The organism is Mycobacterium sp. NGS26 (assembly GCF_059813025.1).
Map to the genome: position 1 here is coordinate 227,612 of NZ_JCALDU010000004.1, position 19,341 is coordinate 246,952.

At 70.8% G+C, this 19,341-nt stretch carries 19 protein-coding genes; 7 read left to right on the forward strand and 12 right to left on the reverse strand.

Features of this window, described 5'->3' with window-relative positions:
* Nucleotides 1-13 precede the first annotated feature (13 nt).
* Nucleotides 14-475, reverse strand: coding sequence for an SRPBCC family protein (locus tag AC5Y6X_RS15450; RefSeq protein ID WP_499987311.1), 462 nt, complete (start codon nucleotides 473-475; stop codon nucleotides 14-16).
* Between the two features lie 39 nt (nucleotides 476-514).
* Here AC5Y6X_RS15450 and AC5Y6X_RS15455 point away from each other — a divergent pair, with 39 nt between their 5' ends.
* Together AC5Y6X_RS15455 and AC5Y6X_RS15460 are read left to right on the forward strand one after the other, a co-directional pair.
* The gene (locus AC5Y6X_RS15455; protein WP_499987314.1) at nucleotides 515-898 is read left to right on the forward strand and encodes a nuclear transport factor 2 family protein; all 384 of its coding nucleotides are present in this window, start codon (nucleotides 515-517) and stop codon (nucleotides 896-898) included.
* Nucleotides 899-952: 54 nt separating this feature from the next.
* Nucleotides 953-1,177, forward strand: coding sequence for a hypothetical protein (locus AC5Y6X_RS15460; protein WP_324675470.1), 225 nt, complete (start codon nucleotides 953-955; stop codon nucleotides 1,175-1,177).
* Nucleotides 1,178-1,286: 109 nt separating this feature from the next.
* On the opposite strand, the gene AC5Y6X_RS15465 is transcribed toward AC5Y6X_RS15460, so the two are convergent.
* Nucleotides 1,287-1,664, reverse strand: coding sequence for a hypothetical protein (locus tag AC5Y6X_RS15465; protein ID WP_499987315.1), 378 nt, complete (start codon nucleotides 1,662-1,664; stop codon nucleotides 1,287-1,289).
* A gap of 625 nt (nucleotides 1,665-2,289) precedes the next feature.
* On the opposite strand from AC5Y6X_RS15465, the gene AC5Y6X_RS15470 reads away from it, so the two are divergent.
* The gene (locus tag AC5Y6X_RS15470) at nucleotides 2,290-7,149 is read left to right on the forward strand and encodes a cation-translocating P-type ATPase (protein ID WP_499987317.1); all 4,860 of its coding nucleotides are present in this window, start codon (nucleotides 2,290-2,292) and stop codon (nucleotides 7,147-7,149) included.
* A 20-nt stretch (nucleotides 7,150-7,169) separates the two neighbouring features.
* Here the strand turns inward: AC5Y6X_RS15470 and AC5Y6X_RS15475 are convergent, their stop codons facing one another.
* From AC5Y6X_RS15475 to AC5Y6X_RS15490, 4 genes are all read right to left on the reverse strand, one after another.
* Nucleotides 7,170-8,732: an AMP-binding protein gene (locus AC5Y6X_RS15475; protein WP_499987319.1), complete on the reverse strand. Its 1,563-nt coding sequence runs from the start codon at nucleotides 8,730-8,732 to the stop codon at nucleotides 7,170-7,172.
* Complete coding sequence (locus AC5Y6X_RS15480; RefSeq protein WP_499987320.1) at nucleotides 8,729-9,619, reverse strand: SDR family NAD(P)-dependent oxidoreductase; 891 nt, start codon at nucleotides 9,617-9,619, stop codon at nucleotides 8,729-8,731. Before AC5Y6X_RS15480 ends, AC5Y6X_RS15475 begins: the two co-directional genes overlap by 4 nt.
* A gap of 137 nt (nucleotides 9,620-9,756) precedes the next feature.
* Nucleotides 9,757-10,539, reverse strand: coding sequence for an SDR family oxidoreductase (locus tag AC5Y6X_RS15485; protein WP_499987709.1), 783 nt, complete (start codon nucleotides 10,537-10,539; stop codon nucleotides 9,757-9,759).
* A gap of 85 nt (nucleotides 10,540-10,624) precedes the next feature.
* Nucleotides 10,625-11,584 carry an oxygenase MpaB family protein gene (locus AC5Y6X_RS15490; RefSeq protein ID WP_499987322.1) on the reverse strand — a complete coding sequence of 320 codons (960 nt, stop codon included), beginning with the start codon at nucleotides 11,582-11,584 and terminating at the stop codon, nucleotides 10,625-10,627.
* Nucleotides 11,585-11,639: 55 nt separating this feature from the next.
* On the opposite strand from AC5Y6X_RS15490, the gene AC5Y6X_RS15495 reads away from it, so the two are divergent.
* From AC5Y6X_RS15495 to AC5Y6X_RS15505, 3 genes are all read left to right on the forward strand, one after another.
* A complete protein-coding gene (locus AC5Y6X_RS15495; protein ID WP_499987324.1) occupies nucleotides 11,640-12,233 on the forward strand; it encodes a TetR/AcrR family transcriptional regulator in 594 nt (197 codons plus the stop codon).
* A gap of 44 nt (nucleotides 12,234-12,277) precedes the next feature.
* Entirely contained in the window at nucleotides 12,278-13,663 is a 1,386-nt protein-coding gene (gene lipJ, locus AC5Y6X_RS15500; RefSeq protein WP_499987326.1) for a bifunctional lipase/adenylate cyclase LipJ, read from the forward strand.
* 64 nt (nucleotides 13,664-13,727) lie between these two features.
* Nucleotides 13,728-14,468, forward strand: a complete 741-nt coding sequence (locus AC5Y6X_RS15505; RefSeq protein ID WP_499987327.1) for a class I SAM-dependent methyltransferase — start codon at nucleotides 13,728-13,730, stop codon at nucleotides 14,466-14,468.
* A 3-nt stretch (nucleotides 14,469-14,471) separates the two neighbouring features.
* Here AC5Y6X_RS15505 and AC5Y6X_RS15510 read toward each other — a convergent pair whose 3' ends face one another.
* The 4 genes from AC5Y6X_RS15510 to AC5Y6X_RS15525 form a co-directional block, all read right to left on the reverse strand.
* On the reverse strand, nucleotides 14,472-15,278 hold the full coding sequence (locus AC5Y6X_RS15510; protein WP_499987329.1) for an SDR family NAD(P)-dependent oxidoreductase: 807 nt from the start codon (nucleotides 15,276-15,278) through the stop codon (nucleotides 14,472-14,474).
* A 3-nt stretch (nucleotides 15,279-15,281) separates the two neighbouring features.
* On the reverse strand, nucleotides 15,282-15,740 hold the full coding sequence (locus tag AC5Y6X_RS15515) for an SRPBCC family protein (protein WP_499987331.1): 459 nt from the start codon (nucleotides 15,738-15,740) through the stop codon (nucleotides 15,282-15,284).
* A gap of 31 nt (nucleotides 15,741-15,771) precedes the next feature.
* Nucleotides 15,772-15,930: a hypothetical protein gene (locus AC5Y6X_RS15520; protein WP_499987333.1), complete on the reverse strand. Its 159-nt coding sequence runs from the start codon at nucleotides 15,928-15,930 to the stop codon at nucleotides 15,772-15,774.
* 144 nt (nucleotides 15,931-16,074) lie between these two features.
* The gene (locus AC5Y6X_RS15525) at nucleotides 16,075-16,938 is read right to left on the reverse strand and encodes an SDR family oxidoreductase (protein WP_499987335.1); all 864 of its coding nucleotides are present in this window, start codon (nucleotides 16,936-16,938) and stop codon (nucleotides 16,075-16,077) included.
* Between the two features lie 48 nt (nucleotides 16,939-16,986).
* On the opposite strand from AC5Y6X_RS15525, the gene AC5Y6X_RS15530 reads away from it, so the two are divergent.
* Nucleotides 16,987-17,592: a PaaI family thioesterase gene (locus tag AC5Y6X_RS15530; protein ID WP_499987336.1), complete on the forward strand. Its 606-nt coding sequence runs from the start codon at nucleotides 16,987-16,989 to the stop codon at nucleotides 17,590-17,592.
* On the opposite strand, the gene AC5Y6X_RS15535 is transcribed toward AC5Y6X_RS15530, so the two are convergent.
* Together AC5Y6X_RS15535 and AC5Y6X_RS15540 are read right to left on the reverse strand one after the other, a co-directional pair.
* Nucleotides 17,573-18,343, reverse strand: coding sequence for a DUF2127 domain-containing protein (locus AC5Y6X_RS15535; RefSeq protein WP_499987337.1), 771 nt, complete (start codon nucleotides 18,341-18,343; stop codon nucleotides 17,573-17,575). The genes AC5Y6X_RS15530 and AC5Y6X_RS15535 overlap by 20 nt on opposite strands.
* A 52-nt stretch (nucleotides 18,344-18,395) precedes the next feature.
* Nucleotides 18,396-19,295 carry an IclR family transcriptional regulator gene (locus tag AC5Y6X_RS15540; RefSeq protein ID WP_499987711.1) on the reverse strand — a complete coding sequence of 300 codons (900 nt, stop codon included), beginning with the start codon at nucleotides 19,293-19,295 and terminating at the stop codon, nucleotides 18,396-18,398.
* Between the last annotated feature and the right edge of the window lie 46 nt (nucleotides 19,296-19,341).

Consider the following 19,341-nt stretch of genomic DNA (forward strand, 5'->3'; position numbering starts at 1 on the left):
TGACGCATCCCGCTCAAGCGGATTCGAAGTGGCGACGGATGCCGCCCAGCATCGCGATGTGCGCCTTGACCGCCTCTCGGGTGGTCACCGCGGCCAGCGGCCGCGGCGCCGCGATCCGGATTCGCTCGGTGACCCGGGTGCCGCCGCCGGCCGGCTCGAAGCTCACCGTGCCCCGCAGGCGCACCCCGGGGGACTGGTCGGCCTCGGTCAACACGTCGCCGACGGCGGGCACCTGCAGCCGCGCGCGATAGGTGGTCCGGATGACGAACGGCCCCAACGGGATTCGGTCGACCACGCGATAGCTTTGCCGGTAACCGTCGGGGGTTTCGATGCGGGACAGCGCTTCCACGGACACGATCAGCGGATGCACCAGCTTGATGTTGTTCAGGTCCACGTAGAAGTCGCGGACCCGATCGGGCGGCGCGGGCACGTCTTCGGTCATCGTCCGCTCGGCGTGGGCGGTCCACCAGCTCATGGGAGACAACCTAGCCCGGCGCGGCTTACCGTAGACGCCATGGGCAACGCAGTTGAGATCGGCACCGGCGTGGTGGAGCGCTACCTGGACTGCCTGGCGGCCCACGACTGGGATGGGCTGGCCGACACCATCGCCGACGAGGGCCTGACCCGGGAGGGCCCGTTCTGCGACCGCGTCGACGGCAAGGCGCACTACGTGGCCTACCTGCGCAAGGTCTGCACCAACCTGCAGGGCCATCGGTTGCAGGTCCAGCGGGTCTCGCGTGTGGACGGCCGGCTGTCCTTCGCCGAACTGAGCGAGACGTTCGTGATCGACGGCGTCGCCACCACCTGGCCGGAATGCATCCTGTTCGAGCAGGGAGACGACGGTTTGATCGCCCGCGTGAGCGTGTTCTTCAAGCAGCCCGGGGCCGACACGCCCTGACGCCCGGCGGGAGAACTATTCCCTGATCCGCGGAGTTGACCTAACGTGTCATGGATGGAGGAGAACGGAACCCCGGAGTCAGTGCCCGTCGAGAGATTGCACTCGGGCGACCCGATCACCGATTGCGGCCAGCGGTACATCGTCCTCGAATCGAAGACTCTCGGCGACAGCTGCGTAGTTCTCGAGCTCGAGTCCAGGGTGGACCACCAGCTGCAGGTCATCGAGAAGTCCTTCCCGGCCGGCTATCAGGTGGACAGGGCAAACCACCGGATCTTGTAAAGCGAAATCTTCGCAAGCCCAATAGTGCGCGAGTAGCCGTTGGACGGCTACCGCGCACTCTTGCTTTGGGCGGCCGTATGTCGTTGGGACCGTTGGGATCCGGCGCCGACTACGCCACCAGGTTGGAGTCGGACAGGTCCCGCTTGAGGATCTCGACGGCCTGCTCCATGTAGGCGTTGCCCTCTTGGACGAAGGTCCCGCCGCGGCTCAACTCGTTGACGTCATAGTCCTGCACGCCGGTGATGCAGTAGTGCAGGCCGGTGTCGTAGTCACTGATCGCCTGCTGCAGCGGGACATTCAGCGCGGGATCCGGCGAAGGCATTTTCCGCTGCAACTCCGCGTTGGCGGCGTAGGCGTCGCGGCAGCCCGCGCCGACGCCCGCGATGTCCTTGTTCTCCGCCGCGACGCTGACTCGCTGGAAGGCGCCCCGGAGCTCCTGGATCGGCTCCAGCGTGCCGGCCAGCCACGCCCGCAACTGGACGTCCATCGGCGGCGGGGTAGGTGTGAGTGTGACGGTGCTGGGCGGCGGCGGCGCGGCTACGACGCCGGTTGTGGGAGAACTCGACCCCGACGACGGCCGCGGCGGCGTGTTGTCAAATGACAAGCCGGCCGCGGACAAGGCCAGAATTCCACTCGCGACCAGGGCCACAAGGGGTCCCGGACGTCGGTACCAGGGCCGCCTGGGAGGTTGTCCGGGCCACGGCATGGCCGGCGGGTAGGGCGGGTAAGGCCGGTAGGACGGGTAACCGGGGTTGCCGGCCGGCGGTTGATTGATGAGTGTGGCCATGGTGATGCTCCCCCCTCGATATTTAGGTACTTGATGTGGCCGACTCCGATGTTCGCCGGGGAGACGGCCGCGAACGAGAGGAATACGGCCCGCGTGGGAGTGGCCTACGTGGATTGCAGGGCCGGCCGAAAGTCAACGCGCCATGGGGCTTTATGCCCCATGCATCGATGACGCGCGTCGTTCACCGCGTTTGGATTGCCCCAAAGTAGGTAAGCCCGCCACAGTCATCGCCGCCATCCCACGGCGCGCCGTCGAGGCGATATGTGGACAGGCCCTCGAGACGCCAGGAGTATAGGCGCGGTAGAGGTGATCGAAGGGTGACCAGATGAGGATTCCGGGTGTAGCCAGCGTCGTCGCTGGCGTCACCGGCGGTGCGGCCCAGGTGGTGCGGGCCGGCGTGTCGACCGCGGCCGACGCCGCGGGCACCGTGCAGATGCTGGCCACCCCGGTGGTGGAGCTGGCCGGCCCGGTGGTGCACTCGGTAACCAGTTCGGCGGGCCGGGCGTTCGGATTGAACGGTTCCCCCAACGGTTCCCCGAACGGCGTCACCCCGCCCGTGCGCTGGCGCAGCGGGTCGCGGGTGCACCTGGACCTGGATCCGCTGCTGCCCTTTCCCCGCTGGCACGAATACGCGGCGGTGGTCGAGGAGCCGGTTCGCAGGATTGCGGGCGTGGCCAAGGCCCATGTCGAGGGGTCGCTGGGCCGGTTGGTGCTCGAGCTCTCCGACGAGGCCGACCACGACGCCGTCCTCGACGAGGTGCGGGAAACGGTTTCCGCCATCGCCGCCGACATCGCCTCGTCGGGGCCGGGCTCGGCGCCCCGTTCCGCGCCGTTCGCCGACCCGGGCAACCCGCTGGCGATCCTTGTGCCGCTCACAGCCGCGGCGATGGACGTGGTCGCGGTGGGTGCCGCGGTCACCGGCTGGGTCACCCGCCTGCCCGCCGCGCCGCAGACCACCCGGGCCGCCGCGGCCCTGATCAACCATCAGCCGCGCATGGTGTCGATCCTGGAGTCGCGGCTGGGCCGGGTGGGCGCCGACATCGCGCTCGCCGCGACGACGGCGGCGGCCAACGGGCTGACCCAGGCGGTCGGAACCCCGCTGCTCGATCTGACGCAACGCACCCTTCAGCTCTCCGAGGCGACGGCTCACCGCCGCGTGTGGCGGGACCGCGAACCCCACCTCGCCTCGCCCGAGCGGCCCCAGGCCCCGGTGGTGCCCGTCATCTCGTCGGCGGGCGCCAAGTCGCAGGCGCCGCGGCACAGCTGGGCCGCAGCGGCGGCCGGCGAGGCGTCGCACGTCGTGGTCGGCGGGTCCATCGACGCCGCGATCGACACCGCGAAGGGCTCGATGGCCGGCCCGGTGGAAAGCTACGTCGATTCCGCGGCGAACGGCTCGCTGATCGCCGCCGCGAGCGCGCTGGTGGCCGGCGGCGGCACCGAGGACGCGGCCGGCGCGATCGAGGCCGGGGTGCCGAGGGCGGCGCACATGGGCCGGCAGGCGTTCGCGGCGGTGCTGGGTCGCGGCCTGGCCAACTCCGGTCAGCTGGTCCTCGATCCGGGCGCGCTGCGGCGCCTGGACCGGGTCAAGGTGGTGGTCATCGACGGCGCCGCGCTGCGCGGCGACCACCGCGCGGTCCTGCACTCCCGCGGGGATGCGCCCGGCTGGGACGACGACCGGGTCTACGAGGTCGCCGACGCGCTGCTGCATGGCGAGGAGGCACCCGAGCCCGACCCCGACGAGTTGCCGGCGACCGGCGCGCGGCTGAGATGGGTTCCGGTGCAAGGCCCGTCGGCCACCCCGGCCCAGGGCCGCGAGAGCGCCGAGCTGATCGTCGACGGCGAATGCGTGGGCAGCGTCGACGTCGGCTGGGAGGTGGACCCCTACGCGATCCCGTTGTTTCAGACCGCGAACCGGACCGGCGCCCGGGTGGTCTTGCGCCACGTTGCCGGCACCGAGGACCTGACCGCCAGCGTCGGCGCGACGCATCCGCCCGGCACGCCGCTGCTGAATCTGGTGCGCGAGCTGCGGGCGGATCGGGGACCGGTGCTGCTGATCACCGCGCTGCACCGCGATTTTGCGTCGACCGACACGCTGGCCGCCCTGGCGATCGCCGATGTCGGTGTGGCCCTTGATGATCCGCGCGCCGCCACGGCGTGGACCGCGGACATCATCACGGGCACCGACCTGGCCGACGCGGTGCGCATCCTGTCGGCGATCCCGGTGGCCCGGTCGGCCAGCGAATCGGCCGTGCACCTCGCCCAGGGCGGCACGACGCTGGCCGGGCTGCTGCTGGTCACCGGCGAGCAGGACAGGACCGCCAACCCGGTCACCTTTCGCCGCTGGCTCAATCCGGTCAACGCGGCCGCGGCGACGGCGTTGCTGGCCGGGACCTTCTCGGCCGGCCGGGTGCTGCGGCTACCCGATCCCACCCCGCAGCCGCTAACCGCCTGGCACGCGCTGGACCCCGAGATCGTCTATTCGCGGCTGGCCGGCGGCGCGCGGCCGTTGGCGGTCGAGCCGGGCACGCCGTCGTGGCGGCGCCGCCTCGACGACCTGTCCTACAGCCCCGCGCTGGCGCCGCTGCGCGGACCGCTGAGCAGCGTGGCGCGGCTGGCCGCCGCCACGCGTGCCGAGCTGGCCGACCCGCTGACCCCGATCCTGGCCGTCGGGGCGGCCGCGTCCGCGATCGTCGGCAGCAACATCGACGCGCTCCTGGTCGCCGGGGTGATGACCGTCAACGCGATAACCGGTGGGGCGCAACGGTTACGGGCCGAGGCGGCCGCCGCCGAGCTGTTCGCCGAGCAGGACCAGCTGGTGCGCCGGGTGGTCGTCCCGGCGGTCGCGACGACGCGCCGACGGTTGGAGGCGGCCCGGCACGCCACCCGCACGGCCACGGTGTCGGCCAAGTCGCTGCGGCCCGGCGACGTCATCGACCTGGCCGCGCCGGAGGTGGTGCCCGCCGACGCGCGCCTGCTGATGGCCGAGGACCTCGAGGTCGACGAGTCGCTGCTCACCGGCGAGTCGCTGCCGGTGGACAAGCAGGTGGACCCGGTCGCCGTCAACGATCCCGACCGGGCCAGCATGCTGTTCGAGGGCAGCACGATCGTCGCGGGACACGCCCGGGCGATCGTCGTGGCCACCGGGGTGGGCACCGCGGCGCACCGCGCGATCTCGGCGGTCGCCGACGTCGAGACGTCGGCCGGCGTCCAGGCCCGGCTGCGGGAGCTCACCAGCAAGGTCCTGCCGCTGACGCTGACCGGTGGCGCCGCGGTGACCGCCCTGGCGTTGCTGCGGCGCGCGTCGCTGCGGCAGGCCGTGGCCGACGGCGTCGCGATCGCGGTGGCCGCGGTCCCGGAGGGCCTGCCGTTGGTGGCCACCCTGTCCCAGCTCGCCGCCGCCCAGCGGCTGACGGCGCGCGGAGCGCTGGTGCGGGCCCCCCGCACCATCGAGGCGCTGGGCCGGGTCGACACCATATGTTTCGACAAGACGGGCACCCTCACCGAGAACCGGCTGCGCGTCGTGTGCGCGGTACCGGAAGCGGCCGATCCGCGGGATCCCTTCCCCGACAACACCGATCCGCGGTCCGTGAGCGTGCTCAAGGCGGCGGCGTGGGCCTCCACGCAACCCCACGACGGGCAGGGACACGCGCACGCCACCGACGAGGCCATCCTCACCGCCGCGAGTTCGCTGCCCGGCCAAGGCGATTCGGAGTGGACGGTGCTCGCCGAGGTGCCGTTCGAGTCCAGTCGCGGCTTCGCGGCCGCGATAGGCACGCTCAACACAAACGGGTCGTCGCCGATCCTGATGCTCAAGGGCGCTCCCGAGGTGATCCTGCCGCGCTGCCGGTTCGCCGATCCGGACGGAGACCGCGAGCACGCGGAATCGTTGGTGCGCAGCCTCGCCGAGCGGGGTTTGCGAGTGCTGGCGGTGGCGCGGCGCGGCTGGGACAACGGGACCACCGACGACGAGGAGACCGACGCGGATGCCGTCGACGCCGCCGCCGTCGACCTGGAGCTGCTCGGCTATGTGGGTTTGGCGGACACCGCGCGGGCGTCGGCGCGCCCGCTGATCGAAGAGCTGGAGGACCTCGACCGCAACGTGGTGCTGATAACCGGCGATCATCCCGTCACCGCACGCGCGATCGCCCATCAATTGGGCATGCCCGCCGACGCGCGGGTGGTGACCGGCGCCGAGCTCGCCGGCCTGGACGAGGATGCGTGCGCCAAGCTCGTCGCCGACGTCCAGGTGTTCGCCCGGGTCAGCCCCGAACAGAAGGTGCAGATCGTTGCCGCGCTGCAGCGCTGCGGCCGGGTGACCGCGATGGTCGGCGACGGCGCCAACGACGCCGCCGCGATCCGGATGGCCGACGTGGGCATCGGGGTGAGCGGTCGCGGCTCGTCGGCCGCCCGCGGGGCCGCCGATATCGTGCTGACCGACGAGGATCTGGGCGTGCTGCTCGACGCGCTGGTCGAGGGGCGCAGCATGTGGGCCGGCGTTCGTGACGCGGTGACGATCCTGGTCGGCGGCAACGTCGGCGAGGTGCTGTTCACAATCATCGGGACGGCGCTCGGTCAGGGCCGGGCCCCGGTGGGCACCCGTCAGCTGCTGCTGGTGAACCTGCTCACCGACATGTTCCCCGCGCTGGCGGTGGCGGTCACGTCGCAATACGTCGAGCCCGACGAGGCCGAGTACGCGACCGACGAGGAGGCCGAGGAGGCCCGGCGCCAGCACCGCCGCCTGGTGCTGACCGGGCGCACCCCCTCCCTGGACGCTCCCCTGATGCGGCAGATCGTCACCCGGGGCGCCGTCACGGCCGCCGGGGCGACGGCCGCCTGGGCCATCGGGCGCTGGACGCCCGGCAGCGAACGCCGCACGGCGACAATGGGATTGACGGCGCTGGTGACCACGCAGCTGGCGCAGACCCTGCTCACGCGGCGGCACAGCCCGCTGGTGGTGGCCACGGCGCTGGGCAGCGCGGGCGTGCTGGTCGGCATCGTGCAGACCCCGGTCATCAGCCAGTTCTTCGGCTGCACGCCGCTGGGTCCGGTCGCCTGGACGGGCGTGCTGGGCGCCACGGGCGGGGCCACCGCGATCTCGGCGCTGGCACCCAACTGGCTGGCCAAGACCGTCGGCGTCGCCGAGGAGGACGAGGAGGACGAGGAGGGCGAGGAGGACGGCGAGTAAATGTCGCGCCGTCCGGGTGGCTAACTGGACAGCTGGCTGCGCACGACCTTGCCGGCGGGATTGCGCGGAATGCTGTCGACGACGTGGATGTCGCGGGGCTGCTCGAAGCGAGAGACCTTGCCCTTCAAGTACTCCCGCAACCCCGCCTCGTCGATGTCGCGCTGCGGGCGCGGAACCACGAACGCGGCCAGCCGCCGGCCGAACTGCTCGTCGTCGACGCCGATGACCGCGTTCTCGGCGACGTCGGGATGGTCGGCGAGCGCGTTTTCCAGCGCGCGCGGATAGACGTTCTCACCGCCGGAGACGATCATGTCGTCCTCGCGGCCGACGATGTACAGCCGGCCCGAATTGTCGAGGTAGCCCATGTCACCCGTGCTGGTCATGCCGTCGATGACGGCCTTGGCGCCGCCACCGGTGTAGCCTTTGGCACCCAGTTCGCCCCCGACGAAGATGCGCCCGGTCACGCGCGGCCCCACCGGCCTGCCGTTCCTGTCGAAGATGCGCACCGGGCACCCCGCCACCGGGCGCCCCACGGTTTCCGGGGCGTTGCGCAGCTCGGTCGGGGTGGCCAGGGCGCCGATGCCGACCTCGGTGGAACCGTAGCCGTTGTAGAGGACGTCGCCGTAGGCGTCCATGAACCGGCGCGCCAGGCCGGGGTCGAGCCGGTCGCCGCTGGATATCACGACTCGCAAGGACGGCAACGGGTTTCGCGCCCGCACCCGCTCCGGCAGATCGAGGATGCGCGCCAGCATGATCGGGACCACGCTCATCGCGTCGGCGCGCTGCAGCGACGCCCGCGCCAGGGTGGCCTCGGCGTCGAAGCGCCGGTGGGTCAGCACGGTGCCGCCCAGGCTCACGGTGATCATCAGCATGCCGAACCCCAGCCCGTGAAACATCGGCACCGCCACCGCCATTCGCGTCCCGACCCGCAGCCCGGTGCGCTCGAGCAGCGTCATGCCGACGCCTACGCCCAGCCTCATCTTCGGGACCCGCGGGACGCCCCGCGGCACACCGGTGGTGCCCGAGGTCAGCAGAACCAGTCGGCCCGAGCCGACGACCTTGGGCCTGGGCTCGCCGGGCCGCGCTTCGACGGCCGCCGGGTCGATCGCGTTGATGGATTCGTCGGCGCGGTGTATTTGATCGGTAAATTCGTTGTCGCAGAACATCGTTGCGATCCGGTGTGCGCTGAGCGCGCCGGCCAGCGCGTCGGTGCGAAACTCGGTGTTCACCAGGACCACGTCGGCGCCGGCTAGGGCCGCGGCGAAGGCCGACGCCACGAAGTTGCGTCCGTTGCGGCACATGACCCCGACGGCCTGGCCCGATCCGACACCCGCGCGAGCGAGCTCGCGCGCCAGCGCCTCGGTCTTCGACTGCAGCTCGCGGTAGGTGACGGCGCCGTCGTCGTCGATCATCGCGGTGCGCCGCGGCCACCGGGCCGCCGCGACGGCGAGCAGGGTGTAAAGGTTCGTGCCGCCGCGGTACACCTCGCGGGCCAGGCGCAGCACGCCGACGGGTGCGGGCGGGCTCAGCAGCCCCGACGATGCCAGCGCCCGCGCCGTCGTGGCGACCACGCTGTCGGTCACGAGGCGTCCTCCCGGTCGCCGGAATCGGCGAAGAACCGGCGGTGCCAGATCCTCGCGGCGCGCTCGGCGGGCCCGGCCAGCAGCACCGAGGCCAGCTCGGCCGGTCGTAGCCAGGGCGGTTCGTTGCTGCGGGGCCGGTCGATGATGGCCTTGGCGATCGCGTCGGCGGCCTGATCCGCGGACAGGCCGGGCAGCCTGCCCAGGATCGGGGTGGGCGCGATCATCCGGGTGCGCACCAGCGCGAAGTAGACCGACGTCACGTCGACGCCGTCCGCGTGCAATTCCGGCGCCACGCTGCGCAGCCACCGATCGAACGCCCCCTTGGACGCCTGGTAGGCGCCCCATTGCGGCCCGGGCACGACGCGCACGCCGACGCTGGACACGTTCACGATGTGGCCGCCGCCGTGTTCGCGCATCGCCGGCAGCAGCCCGAGCAGCAGCCAGATCGGCCCCAGGTAGTTGATGTCGATCGTGCGCTGGAAGTCGTGCGGCCGGTCGTACTGCTGGTGCAGCGACCGGCGCAACGACTTGCCCGCGTTGCTCACCACGATGTCGAGGGGGCCGTGGTCCTCGGTGACCTGCTTGGTCAGCGCGGTCACGGCGGCCTCGTCGGTGAGGTCGGTCGGGTAGGCGACGGCGCGGCCGCCGCCGGCGTTGATCGCGGCCGCCAGGTCGTCGAGCCGTTCCGCGGACCGCGCGACGACCAGCACCTTCGCCCCCGCCGCGGCCAGCCGGCGCGCCGTCGCCTCGCCGATTCCATAGGACGCGCCGGTCACCAGCACGGTCTTGCCGCACACGGCGGCGCGCAGCCTGTCGGGATCCGATATCCGCGCCGGGTTGGCCAACCGGTCGGTGGCCGTCTTCAGGGCCTCTGCTACTACGTTCACCTTCACCGCATTCACCGAAATGGCAAGTCCTGGTGGCGCTGCCGTCCCACCCCACTCGACTCGTAACCTACAGCTACCAGACCGCGTCCACAGCCCAAACGGTAGGCCGGTCAAGGCTCGTTCTCAGCGCGTCCTCGTCAACCGCCGGCGCGCTCGAGTGCGGCCATCATCGCCTCGTTGAGGGCGGGGTAAACCTGGTCGTAAACACCGTCGCGCTCGGCGAACCGGAACGGCCTGACACGCTCCACGATGATCTCGTCGGCATCCGGTTGCGTCTGCAACAGGCTCATCGTCTCGGCGATGTACTCATCCAACGGCATCGCCCTGGGGTCCTCTGAGTCGAATCCCCGCCCGCGCTGCAGCCCCGTCCGCACGTGCGGCGGAACGATTTCTATCACCTGAACCGACGTCCCGCGGAGCTGAAAACGCAGCGACTGGGTGTAGGAATGCAGCGCCGCCTTGGTGGCGCAGTAGGTCGGGGTGAGCGCGCTGGGCACAAATGCCAGGCCCGACGATACGTTGACGATCGCCGCGCGCGGTTTTTTCAGCAGCGACGGCAGCAGCGCCGAGGTCAGCCGGATCGGGCCCAGCAGGTTGACTGCGACGGTCAGCTCCGCCGTTCCGGGGCCACTGGAAGTGAGGTCCTCAACGCGCTGAATGGCGGCGTTGTTGACCAGGACGTTGAGTTCCGGATAGCCGTCGGTCAGCTCGATGGCGAAGCGCCTGATATCGGCGGCATCGCCTTGATCCAGCGCCAGAACCCGCATGCCGGGGTTCGCCTCGGCGACCTCCCGCAATGCCTCACGGCGTCGCCCCGCGATAATCACCCGATTGCCGAGCTTGTGCAATGACTCGGCCAAGCCGCGCCCGATCCCGGTGCCACCTCCGGTGACCAGCACCGTGTTGTCTGTCAGCTGCATCACCGCACCTCCGTCGTCGTCCGAACCGCAACAACTCTGGCAGGTGTTGGCGGCGGGCAGCAATCCCCGGAGTTCGGCGGCCGCGTCAGGCTTCGACGGGGCGACGGTTGTGCAGCTTGCGCGGGTCGACACCCGCCCGGCGCCACGCCGCCGCCGCCCAGGGCAGGTAGATGAGCGCGACCGGCAGTCGGTTGACGAGCGGGTTCAGCGCGCGCATGACCGCCGCGAACCGCTGAAATCGCTTCTCCCGCTTCTCATCCCACGCCAGATCGCACACCGCGCGCATCTGCGGCGGCAGGGTGCCCACCAGCACGAGGCGGGTGTAGACGTTGATCGGCGCGGACAGGATCCTCCAGACCGGCCCGGGAATCCAGCGCGGCCCCGGGATGCCCTTCCTGATGTAGCCGGTGCCGTACAGCACGGTCTTGTGCGGGACGAATCGCTCCAGCATGTCGTCCCAATAGGCGACGAACTCGTCGTAGGTCTGCGGCTGGCCGCGGTCGCTGACCCCGTACAGGCCGTACCAGACCTTGCCCTCGTCGAAGATCCGCTCCTTCTCCGCCCGCGACAGCCGCCGGATGAAGGTGTCGGTGATGTAGATGACCTGGTCGACGAACGTGGCGTGGGCCCAATAGAACAACTCGGGGTTCAGCGCGTGATACCTCGAGCCGTCGCTGATGGTGCCCTTGATCGGCTTGTGGAAGTCGCGCACCTTGCGGCCCCACTCGTGCGGCTCGTCGGAGTAGACGGTCTTCATCAGCGGCGGCGCCGTGCGCTTGGCGCGGCCCAACGTGTCGCTGAACACCACCGAGTGATCGAGCACGCCCTGGGCGAGCTGCTCGATGCAGTTCTCCACACCGGCGGTGCGCTGGAACCCGAAGAATTGCGTGCGGTGATCGCCGTAGAACTTCCAGATCAACGAGTCGGGCCCCAGGCGCGGCGTTGCGTCGGCGACCTCGTCGTCCACCGGCATGGGCACCGCCTCGCGCACCCCGATGTCGAAGTCCCGTTGTGCCGTCACCTCAACCTCCTCGCCCCCACGCATACCCCCGTTGTGAATCACAGAAACAAATGCGTATCTTTGTGTCAAGATAGCATCCATGCAGAACGGCAGCCCCGACGGCAACCTCGCCGAGAAGACCGACCTCGAGCGCACCATCCTGGACACCGCGCGCGCCGTCTTCGAGACCTACGGCGTGCGGCGCGCGAACATCGAGGACGTCGCCGCCCGCGCCGGGGTCAGCCGCAGCACCGTTTACCGGCGATTCCCGACCAAGGACGTGTTGTTCGCGCACGTGGTGCGCCGCGAGGCCGAGCTGTTCTTCGCCACGCTCGACGAGGCCACCGCGGGCTGCGACCCGCGGCAGGCCGTGATCGAGGCGTTCGCGCTCGGGGTGCGCCTGGTCGGAGACTCGCCGCTGTATTCGCGGATCGTCGAAAGCGAACCCGAGCTGTTGGGCATGTTCTCCCGGTCGCATGCGTTTCCGATCGGCCAATTCGCCGACGGGATCGCCCGCACCCTGCGGCGCTGCGGCAGCCGGATCCCCGATCCGGACCTGGCCAACATCGCCGACATCCTGCTGCGCGTTGCGCTGGGCATCATCGTGTTCCCCACCGACCGGCTCGACACGTCCGATCCCGCGGCCGTGCGGGAGTACGGCGCCCGCTACCTGGTGCCGATCCTCGGCGGTTGACGCTTGGCTCCGGGTTGTCGGGGGCCTGGATTAGCCTTTAGCTCGTGCCTGGGTTTTCAGGGACACCGCGAACCCGATACGCCAGCTGCGGCGACACGGACATCGCCTACCAGGTGTTCGGCGATGGGCCGATCGACCTGGTGCTGCTGCCCGGGCCGTCGATCCCGATCGACTCGGTCGACGCCGAGCCGTCGATGTACCGCTTCCACCGCCGGCTGGCGTCCTTCGCCCGGGTGATCCGGCTCGACCAGCGCGGGATCGGGCTGTCGTCGCGGGTGCCGTCGGTCGACATGATCGGGCCCGAATTCTGGGCCAGGGACGTCGTCTCGGTCATGGACGCCGTGGGGTGCGAGCGGGCGACGATCGTGGCGCCGGGCTTCACCTCGATGACCGGGCTGGTGCTGGCGGCCGACTACCCGGAACGGGTGAGCAGCCTGGTGATCATCAACGGCGCGGCCCGCACCTTGTACGCCCCCGACTACCCGATCGGCGCCCGGATCGAGGACCTCGACCCGTACACGACGGTCGCGATCGACCCCGATGCCGTCGAGCACGGCTTCGACATGCTCGGCATGATCGCGCCCAGCGTCGCCGGCGACGACGCGTTCCGCGCCTGGTGGGACGCCGCCGGCAACCGCGCGGCGTCCCCGAGCATGGCCCGCGCGATGATCCTGTCCATCCGGCGCTCCGACGTGCGCGACAGGCTGCCGCGCATCGCCGCCCCGACGCTGATCGTGCATCGCGCCGGCTCCGAATTCACCCCGGTCGCGCACGGTCAATACCTCGCCGAGCACATCGCCGAATCGCGCTTCGTCGAGCTACCGGGCGACGACACCCTGTACTGGGTGGGCAACACCGTGCCGATGCTCGACGAGATCGAAGAGTTCATCACCGGCATGCGCGGCGGTTCGGACGCCGAGCGTCTGCTCACGACGATCGTGTTCACCGACATCGTCGGCTCCACCGAGCGCGCCGCGACGCTGGGCGACGGCCGCTGGCGCGACCTGCTGGACAACCACGACACCATCGTGCGTCACGAACTGCAGCGGTTCGGCGGGCGCGAAGTCAACACGGCCGGAGACGGATTCGTCGCGACGTTCAGCAGCCCGAGCGCCGCGCTGGCCTGCGCGGACGAAATCGTCGACGCGGTGCGGGTGCTCGGTATCGAGGTCCGGGTGGGCGTTCACGCCGGTGAGGTGGAGGTGCGCGGCGCCCTGAAGAACGACATCGCCGGCATGGCCGTGCACATCGGTGCGCGGGTGGCGGCGCTGGCCGGGCCCAGCGAGGTGCTGGTGTCCTCGACGGTGCGCGACATCGTCACCGGGTCGCGGCACCGGTTCGCCGACCGCGGCGAGAGCGCGCTCAAGGGCGTGCCGGGCCAGTGGCGGTTGTGCGCCCTGGTGCGCGAGCACGCCGTCGTCAACCGTTAACGAAGCTCGCGTAGGCTGCGATCAATTGTGGCGTACAGCTTGGTGTTTGACCGAAGGGACACCCATGACCGACGTGCACGTCTCGCTGCCTCCCGCGTTGCGCCGGGCGCTGGACCTCCTCGCCGATCCGCCGGCGGACCCCGACGTCAGCAAGGGCTATCTCGATCTGCTCGGCACCGCCGGCGACGACGCCGTCCCGAAAAACACCGGCCCGATTCAGGCGGCCTGGGCATCGCCGATCGGGTCGATGCTCTACGACAACGTCCAGGCCCTTACCCGCCGGCTGTTCAGCGCCTGGCAACACCCGGTCGAGTGGCTCGACATCCCGCCCGGCGGCACCGCACTGGACGTGGGCTCCGGTCCGGGCAACGTCACGTCGTCGCTGGCGCGCGCCGCTGGCCCGGGCGGGCTGGCGCTGGGCGTCGACATCTCCGAGCCGATGCTTGCGCGGGCGGTCCGCAACGAGGCGGGCCCGCGGGTCGGGTTCATCCGGGCCGACGCGCAGCGACTTCCACTGCGCGACAACACCGTTGACGCGGTGGTCTCGCTGGCGGTGCTGCAGCTGATCCCGAACCCGGCGGCCGCCCTCGCCGAGATGGCGCGGGTGCTGCGGCCCGGCGGGCGGCTGGCCATCATGGTCCCCACGGCCGGGCGCGCGGCCCGGCTGTGGCAGATGTTGCCCAACGCGGGGGCGCACGCGTTCGGTGACGACGAGATCGCGGACATCCTGGAAGACAACGGATTCGCCAGCGTGCGGGTCAACACGCTCGGCACGGTGCAGTGGGTGCGCGGCAAGAACGGCTGAGCCTCAGCCGCGCTTCATGGCGGGGTGGCCGCGAGACAGCAACGGCAACAACAGCTCTGGTGGCGCGACCCGGAAAAGGGCCGACGCGACCCGGTTGACGCGACCGGGGACGACGACGGCCTTGCCCGCGGCCAGACCGTCGATCCCGGCCTGGGCCACCCGCTCGGCGGGAATCCACATGATCCGGGGCAGGGCGGCCTCGGCTTCCTCCTTGGAGAAGCCCGCCGCCTCGCCGAACCCGGTGTCCACCGGTCCCGGACACAGCGCGGTGGCGCTGACGCCGGTCCCGCGCAGTTCGCCGCGCAGGCTGTGGGTGTAGGACAACACGAACGCCTTGGCGGCGCCGTAGGCCGCCTGGCCGGGCAGCGGGCCGAACGCGGCGATCGACGCCACGTTCAGCACGGCCCCTTGCCCACGGTCGACCATCCCGGGCAGGAACCTGCTGCAGAGGTCGACCACCGCGGCCACGTCGACCTCGACGAGGTTGATCTCTTGCTCCGGAACGGATTTCGCGACCAGCCCCAGGGTCGACAGTCCCGCGTTGTTGATCAGGATGTCCGGGGTCAGGCCGAGCGCCGCGACCCGGTCGGGCAGGCCGGCCCGCGCGGAGCGGTCGGACAGGTCGGCGGGCAGCGGGTGCGCCTGCGGGCCCAGCCGCCCGGCGAGCTCTTCGAGTCGGCCCGCGCTGCGGGCCACCAGCACGACCTGGTACCCGCGCCGCGCGAGTATCTCCGCGAAGTGCTCGCCGATGCCCGAGGAGGCGCCGGTGACGATGGCGGCGCGGCCGTTTCGCGGCGGTGGAAGGGCCATGGCTTACCCCGCGGCCTGGGCCAGCATGGCGAGCTTGTCCATCGATTCGCGCAGCATCTCGGGCGTCGTCGACCGGGCCCTCTCCAGCCGGCTCTGGTCGGTCAGCGCGGTCCAGTCGTAGGTGTGGGTCACGTTGGTGAGGGTGGCGTTGATCGGCTCGAGCTCCCAGCGCCACAGGTGGCCGGGCGGCCGCTTCCCGGGTTCCGCTGGGCACCAAGCGATCTTGCTGCCCTCGATGAATTCCACGACGTGGTTCTCCCGCACGGCGCCGTTGGTCAGGGTCGTCTTGAACACGTCGCCGACCTGGCGGACGCGCTGACCCGGGGCCGCGGAGGCCAGGTTGTCGTTGCCGTCCCAGCGCGGCTGGCTGGACGGCTCGGCGATCAGCTCGAAAATCCGCTCCGCGCTGGCAGAGATCGCGCGGGTGGCTTTGACGATGGTTTCGGGTTCGGTGTCGGCCATGGGGCAATCCAAACACGTCGGCCGCGACCCGTCAGCAGCGTTCGGCACCCCGGCGCATCAGGCGCAATTCCGTCGGGCGCGGCTTGCTTCTGCGCACGGCCTGCAGCGCGTCGCAGGCCCGCGCCTTGATCGGGGCGACGACGTCGCGGTTGGCGGGGCCCTGGTTGATCCGGGCCGGCGGTGTTGCCACGATTTCGATCCTTCGCTTGTTCGGCCGGTGGGCCGACTCATCGCATTTCATCGCGTCTCCCTTACCAATGTGCCGCGCGTTGATGAACGTCGCGAAAAGCGGTGCTGTGGTGTCGCGCACAACCGCGGCCGGTGCGGGGTCCCGTCACACGTCCGGCTGGCCCTTGGGGCCGCTTTTGAACCGGCGCAGAAAGCCGAGCAGTCGATGCGCCGGCACCGGTTTCGGCCAGTCGTCGGCCCGGAAATACGCGTCCGACCCGCCGTCGACGAAAATGACGCTGCCGCAAAGGAAGTCGGCGGAGTCCGACAACATGAAGCACATCCAGTCGGCCATGTGCCGGGCGTCGCCGAACCCGCCGACGGGAATCGGGAACGACCGAACCGCCTTGGCCTCGGTGGGATTCGACAGCTGCTCGGCCAGCAGCGGTGTCATGATGGCCCCGGGCGCGATCGCGTTCAGGCGCACGCCCTCACCCGCCCACTCCGGCAGCACCGCATGCCGCCGAACCCAGCGGCTGACGGCGATTTTCGACGCGGCGTACATCATGGTCGGCGCGGCCCTACCGAACAGCCTGACCGAGCGCACCGCCCTGTCGGCATCGTGGGCAAGCAACGCCCGGACGGTTCGGCCGGGGACCGCGGGGACCGTCGTCGTGGAGTTGCTGGCGACGACGACGGCCTTGGCGTGTTCGGCTCTCGCCAGCGCCGGTCGCCAGGCGGCGAGCAGCTCGACCACGCCCAGGTAGTTCACCTGGGCGATCTGGCGCGGACGATCCGGGCCCGGGCCCGGGCCCAGGCCGGCGGCCAGCACCGCGCCATCGAGCCGGCCCGCCGAAGCGGCCAGGACGGCGTCGGCGGCCGCTCGTCGCCCGTGCGGCGTCGACAGGTCCGCGGTGACGTCGGCGTCCTTGATGTCGACGCCGATCACGGTGTGGCCCTCGCCGCGCAGCCGGTCTGCGGTCTCACGGCCCATCCCGGACGCCGATCCGGTGATCGCATAGGTACCCATCCAGGTCTCCACTCCTCGGCCGCTTCCGGCGAAATGTAGGTTGACTATATGACTGACGAAGCGCTCGCCACCGACTTCGCCCGGCTCGAATCGGTGTACGGGCCGCTGGCCGAATCGATCCGCAGGCTCATCGAGGTCAGCATCCGCACCGAAGCCGACCCGCGGGCGGTGGCAGTGGCGAAGGCCCGGATCGACAGTGCCGCAGACGAATTGAGCGCCTCGCTACGGCCGGGACCCTTCGGCGTGCAGCTGACGCCGGACGGCGAGACCATAGCGTGGGGCAACGTCGTGGTCGGCGTGCGCAACCCGGTGGCACCGCCGCTGGTCGTCCACCACGACCCGGACGGGCTGGTGTGGTCCGAGTTCGTCCTGGGGGCCGCGTACGAGGGCCCGCCGGACCACGTCCACGGCGGGGTGTGCGCGCTGGTGCTCGATCACGTGCTGGGCGCCACGGCCCACCAGCCCGGACGGCCCGCCTACACGGGCACCCTCACCCTGCGCTACCGGCGCCGGACACCACTCGGCCGACCGTTGCGCGCCCAGGCGCGGGTCGAGCGCACCGAGGGCGTCAAGACGTTCGCCGTCGGCCACCTCGCCGACGAGGGCGGCATCACGGTCGAAGCCGAGGGCGTGTTCATTCACCCGAAGCGGTAGCGGCGCGTTCGACATCGAGGAGTTGCTCACCGCGGCGCTCCTCGTCGTAGGCCTTGCGCCCGCCGCGCAGGCCGAAAAGCCGCTTCGAGATCAGCAGGTAGATCACGGCGGCCATGTTGATGGTGAAGGTGACCGCGCGAGTCATCGTGATGCCCTTGGCCAGGTCGTGGATCTCCAGCGGCAGGAAGACCGAGGTGGCTATCACCGCGAAGTACTCGCCCCAGCGCTTCAGCAACCACAGGCCGACGCCCTCGACGACCTCCAGCAGCGCGTAGCCGGCCAGCATCAGGGTCAGCAGGGCCAGGGTGGACGGCTTGGTGGCCAGCGCCTTTTCCAGTTCGTGCACGATCGTCATCTGATCGACCTTGAACCCGGCCGCCCGGAAGATCGGCAGGTCGCGGTCGAGGGTGGCCTGGATGGCGCCCCGAGCGCCGCGAAACTTCCAAACCGCATAGGCCGCGAGCGCGATCACCACCGCGCGGAACAAGCGTTCCACCGCGAGGGTGCGGATGATGATGGCCTGCCGTAAAGCCTTGCCGCGCATGATCATCGGCGCATCCTCGGCGCGCCCGCGCGCGTGTGGCGCGCCGACTGTGAATTCACCGCAACGCAGGCAGCGCCACACCTCACCCAGCCCGGTGGTACCGCTCAGCCGGCCGGCCAGCGCCTCCTCCTCGGGCGCGTACGTGACGTGCCCCGCGAGCGCACAGGTCACCAGCTCCCACCGATTGATGCCGCCGTCTTTGCGCATGGCCGATCATTCAATGCGGGCGGTGAGCCGCGCAAGGGGGCGGTGCGCCGCCCTACCCCGCGCGATTCGCCGCCTCGGCCCGCGGCCGGGATTCGCTGATGGCCGCGGTTTCGTCGGTGAGCCTCTTGCCGATGACGCCGATCTGCCGCGCGCTGAGGGGACACAGCGGGTGCACCGCGACCATCAGGGCGACCCGGCCGCGATGGTCGAAAACCGGTGCGGCGATGGTCACCACGGGCTGCTTGCGTCGACCCGGATTGTCGTCGGAGAGAAAGCCGATGGTGGTGAACTCGACGAGCAACTGGTCCAGGATGTGGCGCACCGGGGTCGGCATCTCGTTGCTGTCCAGCGTGCCGACCACCTGGACGGCTTGCGCCAGCGCGGGCGTGGTCCAGTCGACGTCGAAGCCCCGCTTGCGGGTGTGCTCCAGCACGCGTTCCAGCCGCCGCGCGCGATCGGCGTTGCTGCCGGCACCCCGGCGGATCCACGCGCGCTGTTCCTCGTCGGTGTCCCAGGCGGCGAGCGCCACCCCGAACGGCGGCGCATACGGGATCCGGTCACCGGGTATGCCCGACGGCTGGGTGGCGGGATCGCCCTCGAAGGCCGTGACCACGAGCGAATCGCCGAAGCGCTCGACCACCGAACCGGCGTAGCCGACCTCACCGGAGAGCCGCAGCGCCGCCGAACGCGCGGCGTGGGCCAGCGGGCGGGCGGTGTCCATCCGCGCGGCCACCACGGCGAGCGCAGGGCCCAGGCTGAACGTCTTGGTGATCGGGTCGCGGCTGGCCCAACCGCGGTCGCACAGCGTCTTGAGGATCGCGTGCGCCGTCGCCTGGGTGAGGTCGAGCTCGCGCGCGACGTCGGAGAACCGCAACCGCGCGCTCGGCGACCGCGCCAGCAGCTCGACGACGTCGAGTACCCGGGCGGTCGGTGCCGACGGCGATCCGCGGATGTCTTGACTCCTTCACGAAAGGATTCCTACAGTCATACCGAACATT

What these genes read in the sequence shown, in the direction of transcription:
- AC5Y6X_RS15450 (WP_499987311.1), bottom strand. Translation starts at nt 475, where the DNA reads ATGAGCTGGTGGACCGCCCACGCCGAGCGGACGATGACCGAAGACGTG.
- AC5Y6X_RS15455 (WP_499987314.1), top strand. Translation starts at nt 515, where the DNA reads ATGGGCAACGCAGTTGAGATCGGCACCGGCGTGGTGGAGCGCTACCTG.
- AC5Y6X_RS15460 (WP_324675470.1), top strand. Translation starts at nt 953, where the DNA reads ATGGAGGAGAACGGAACCCCGGAGTCAGTGCCCGTCGAGAGATTGCAC.
- AC5Y6X_RS15465 (WP_499987315.1), bottom strand. Translation starts at nt 1,664, where the DNA reads ATGGACGTCCAGTTGCGGGCGTGGCTGGCCGGCACGCTGGAGCCGATC.
- AC5Y6X_RS15470 (WP_499987317.1), top strand. Translation starts at nt 2,290, where the DNA reads ATGAGGATTCCGGGTGTAGCCAGCGTCGTCGCTGGCGTCACCGGCGGT.
- AC5Y6X_RS15485 (WP_499987709.1), bottom strand. Translation starts at nt 10,539, where the DNA reads ATGCAGCTGACAGACAACACGGTGCTGGTCACCGGAGGTGGCACCGGG.
- AC5Y6X_RS15490 (WP_499987322.1), bottom strand. Translation starts at nt 11,584, where the DNA reads ATGCGTGGGGGCGAGGAGGTTGAGGTGACGGCACAACGGGACTTCGAC.
- AC5Y6X_RS15495 (WP_499987324.1), top strand. Translation starts at nt 11,640, where the DNA reads ATGCAGAACGGCAGCCCCGACGGCAACCTCGCCGAGAAGACCGACCTC.
- AC5Y6X_RS15505 (WP_499987327.1), top strand. Translation starts at nt 13,728, where the DNA reads ATGACCGACGTGCACGTCTCGCTGCCTCCCGCGTTGCGCCGGGCGCTG.
- AC5Y6X_RS15510 (WP_499987329.1), bottom strand. Translation starts at nt 15,278, where the DNA reads ATGGCCCTTCCACCGCCGCGAAACGGCCGCGCCGCCATCGTCACCGGC.
- AC5Y6X_RS15515 (WP_499987331.1), bottom strand. Translation starts at nt 15,740, where the DNA reads ATGGCCGACACCGAACCCGAAACCATCGTCAAAGCCACCCGCGCGATC.
- AC5Y6X_RS15525 (WP_499987335.1), bottom strand. Translation starts at nt 16,938, where the DNA reads ATGGGTACCTATGCGATCACCGGATCGGCGTCCGGGATGGGCCGTGAG.
- AC5Y6X_RS15530 (WP_499987336.1), top strand. Translation starts at nt 16,987, where the DNA reads ATGACTGACGAAGCGCTCGCCACCGACTTCGCCCGGCTCGAATCGGTG.
- AC5Y6X_RS15535 (WP_499987337.1), bottom strand. Translation starts at nt 18,343, where the DNA reads ATGCGCAAAGACGGCGGCATCAATCGGTGGGAGCTGGTGACCTGTGCG.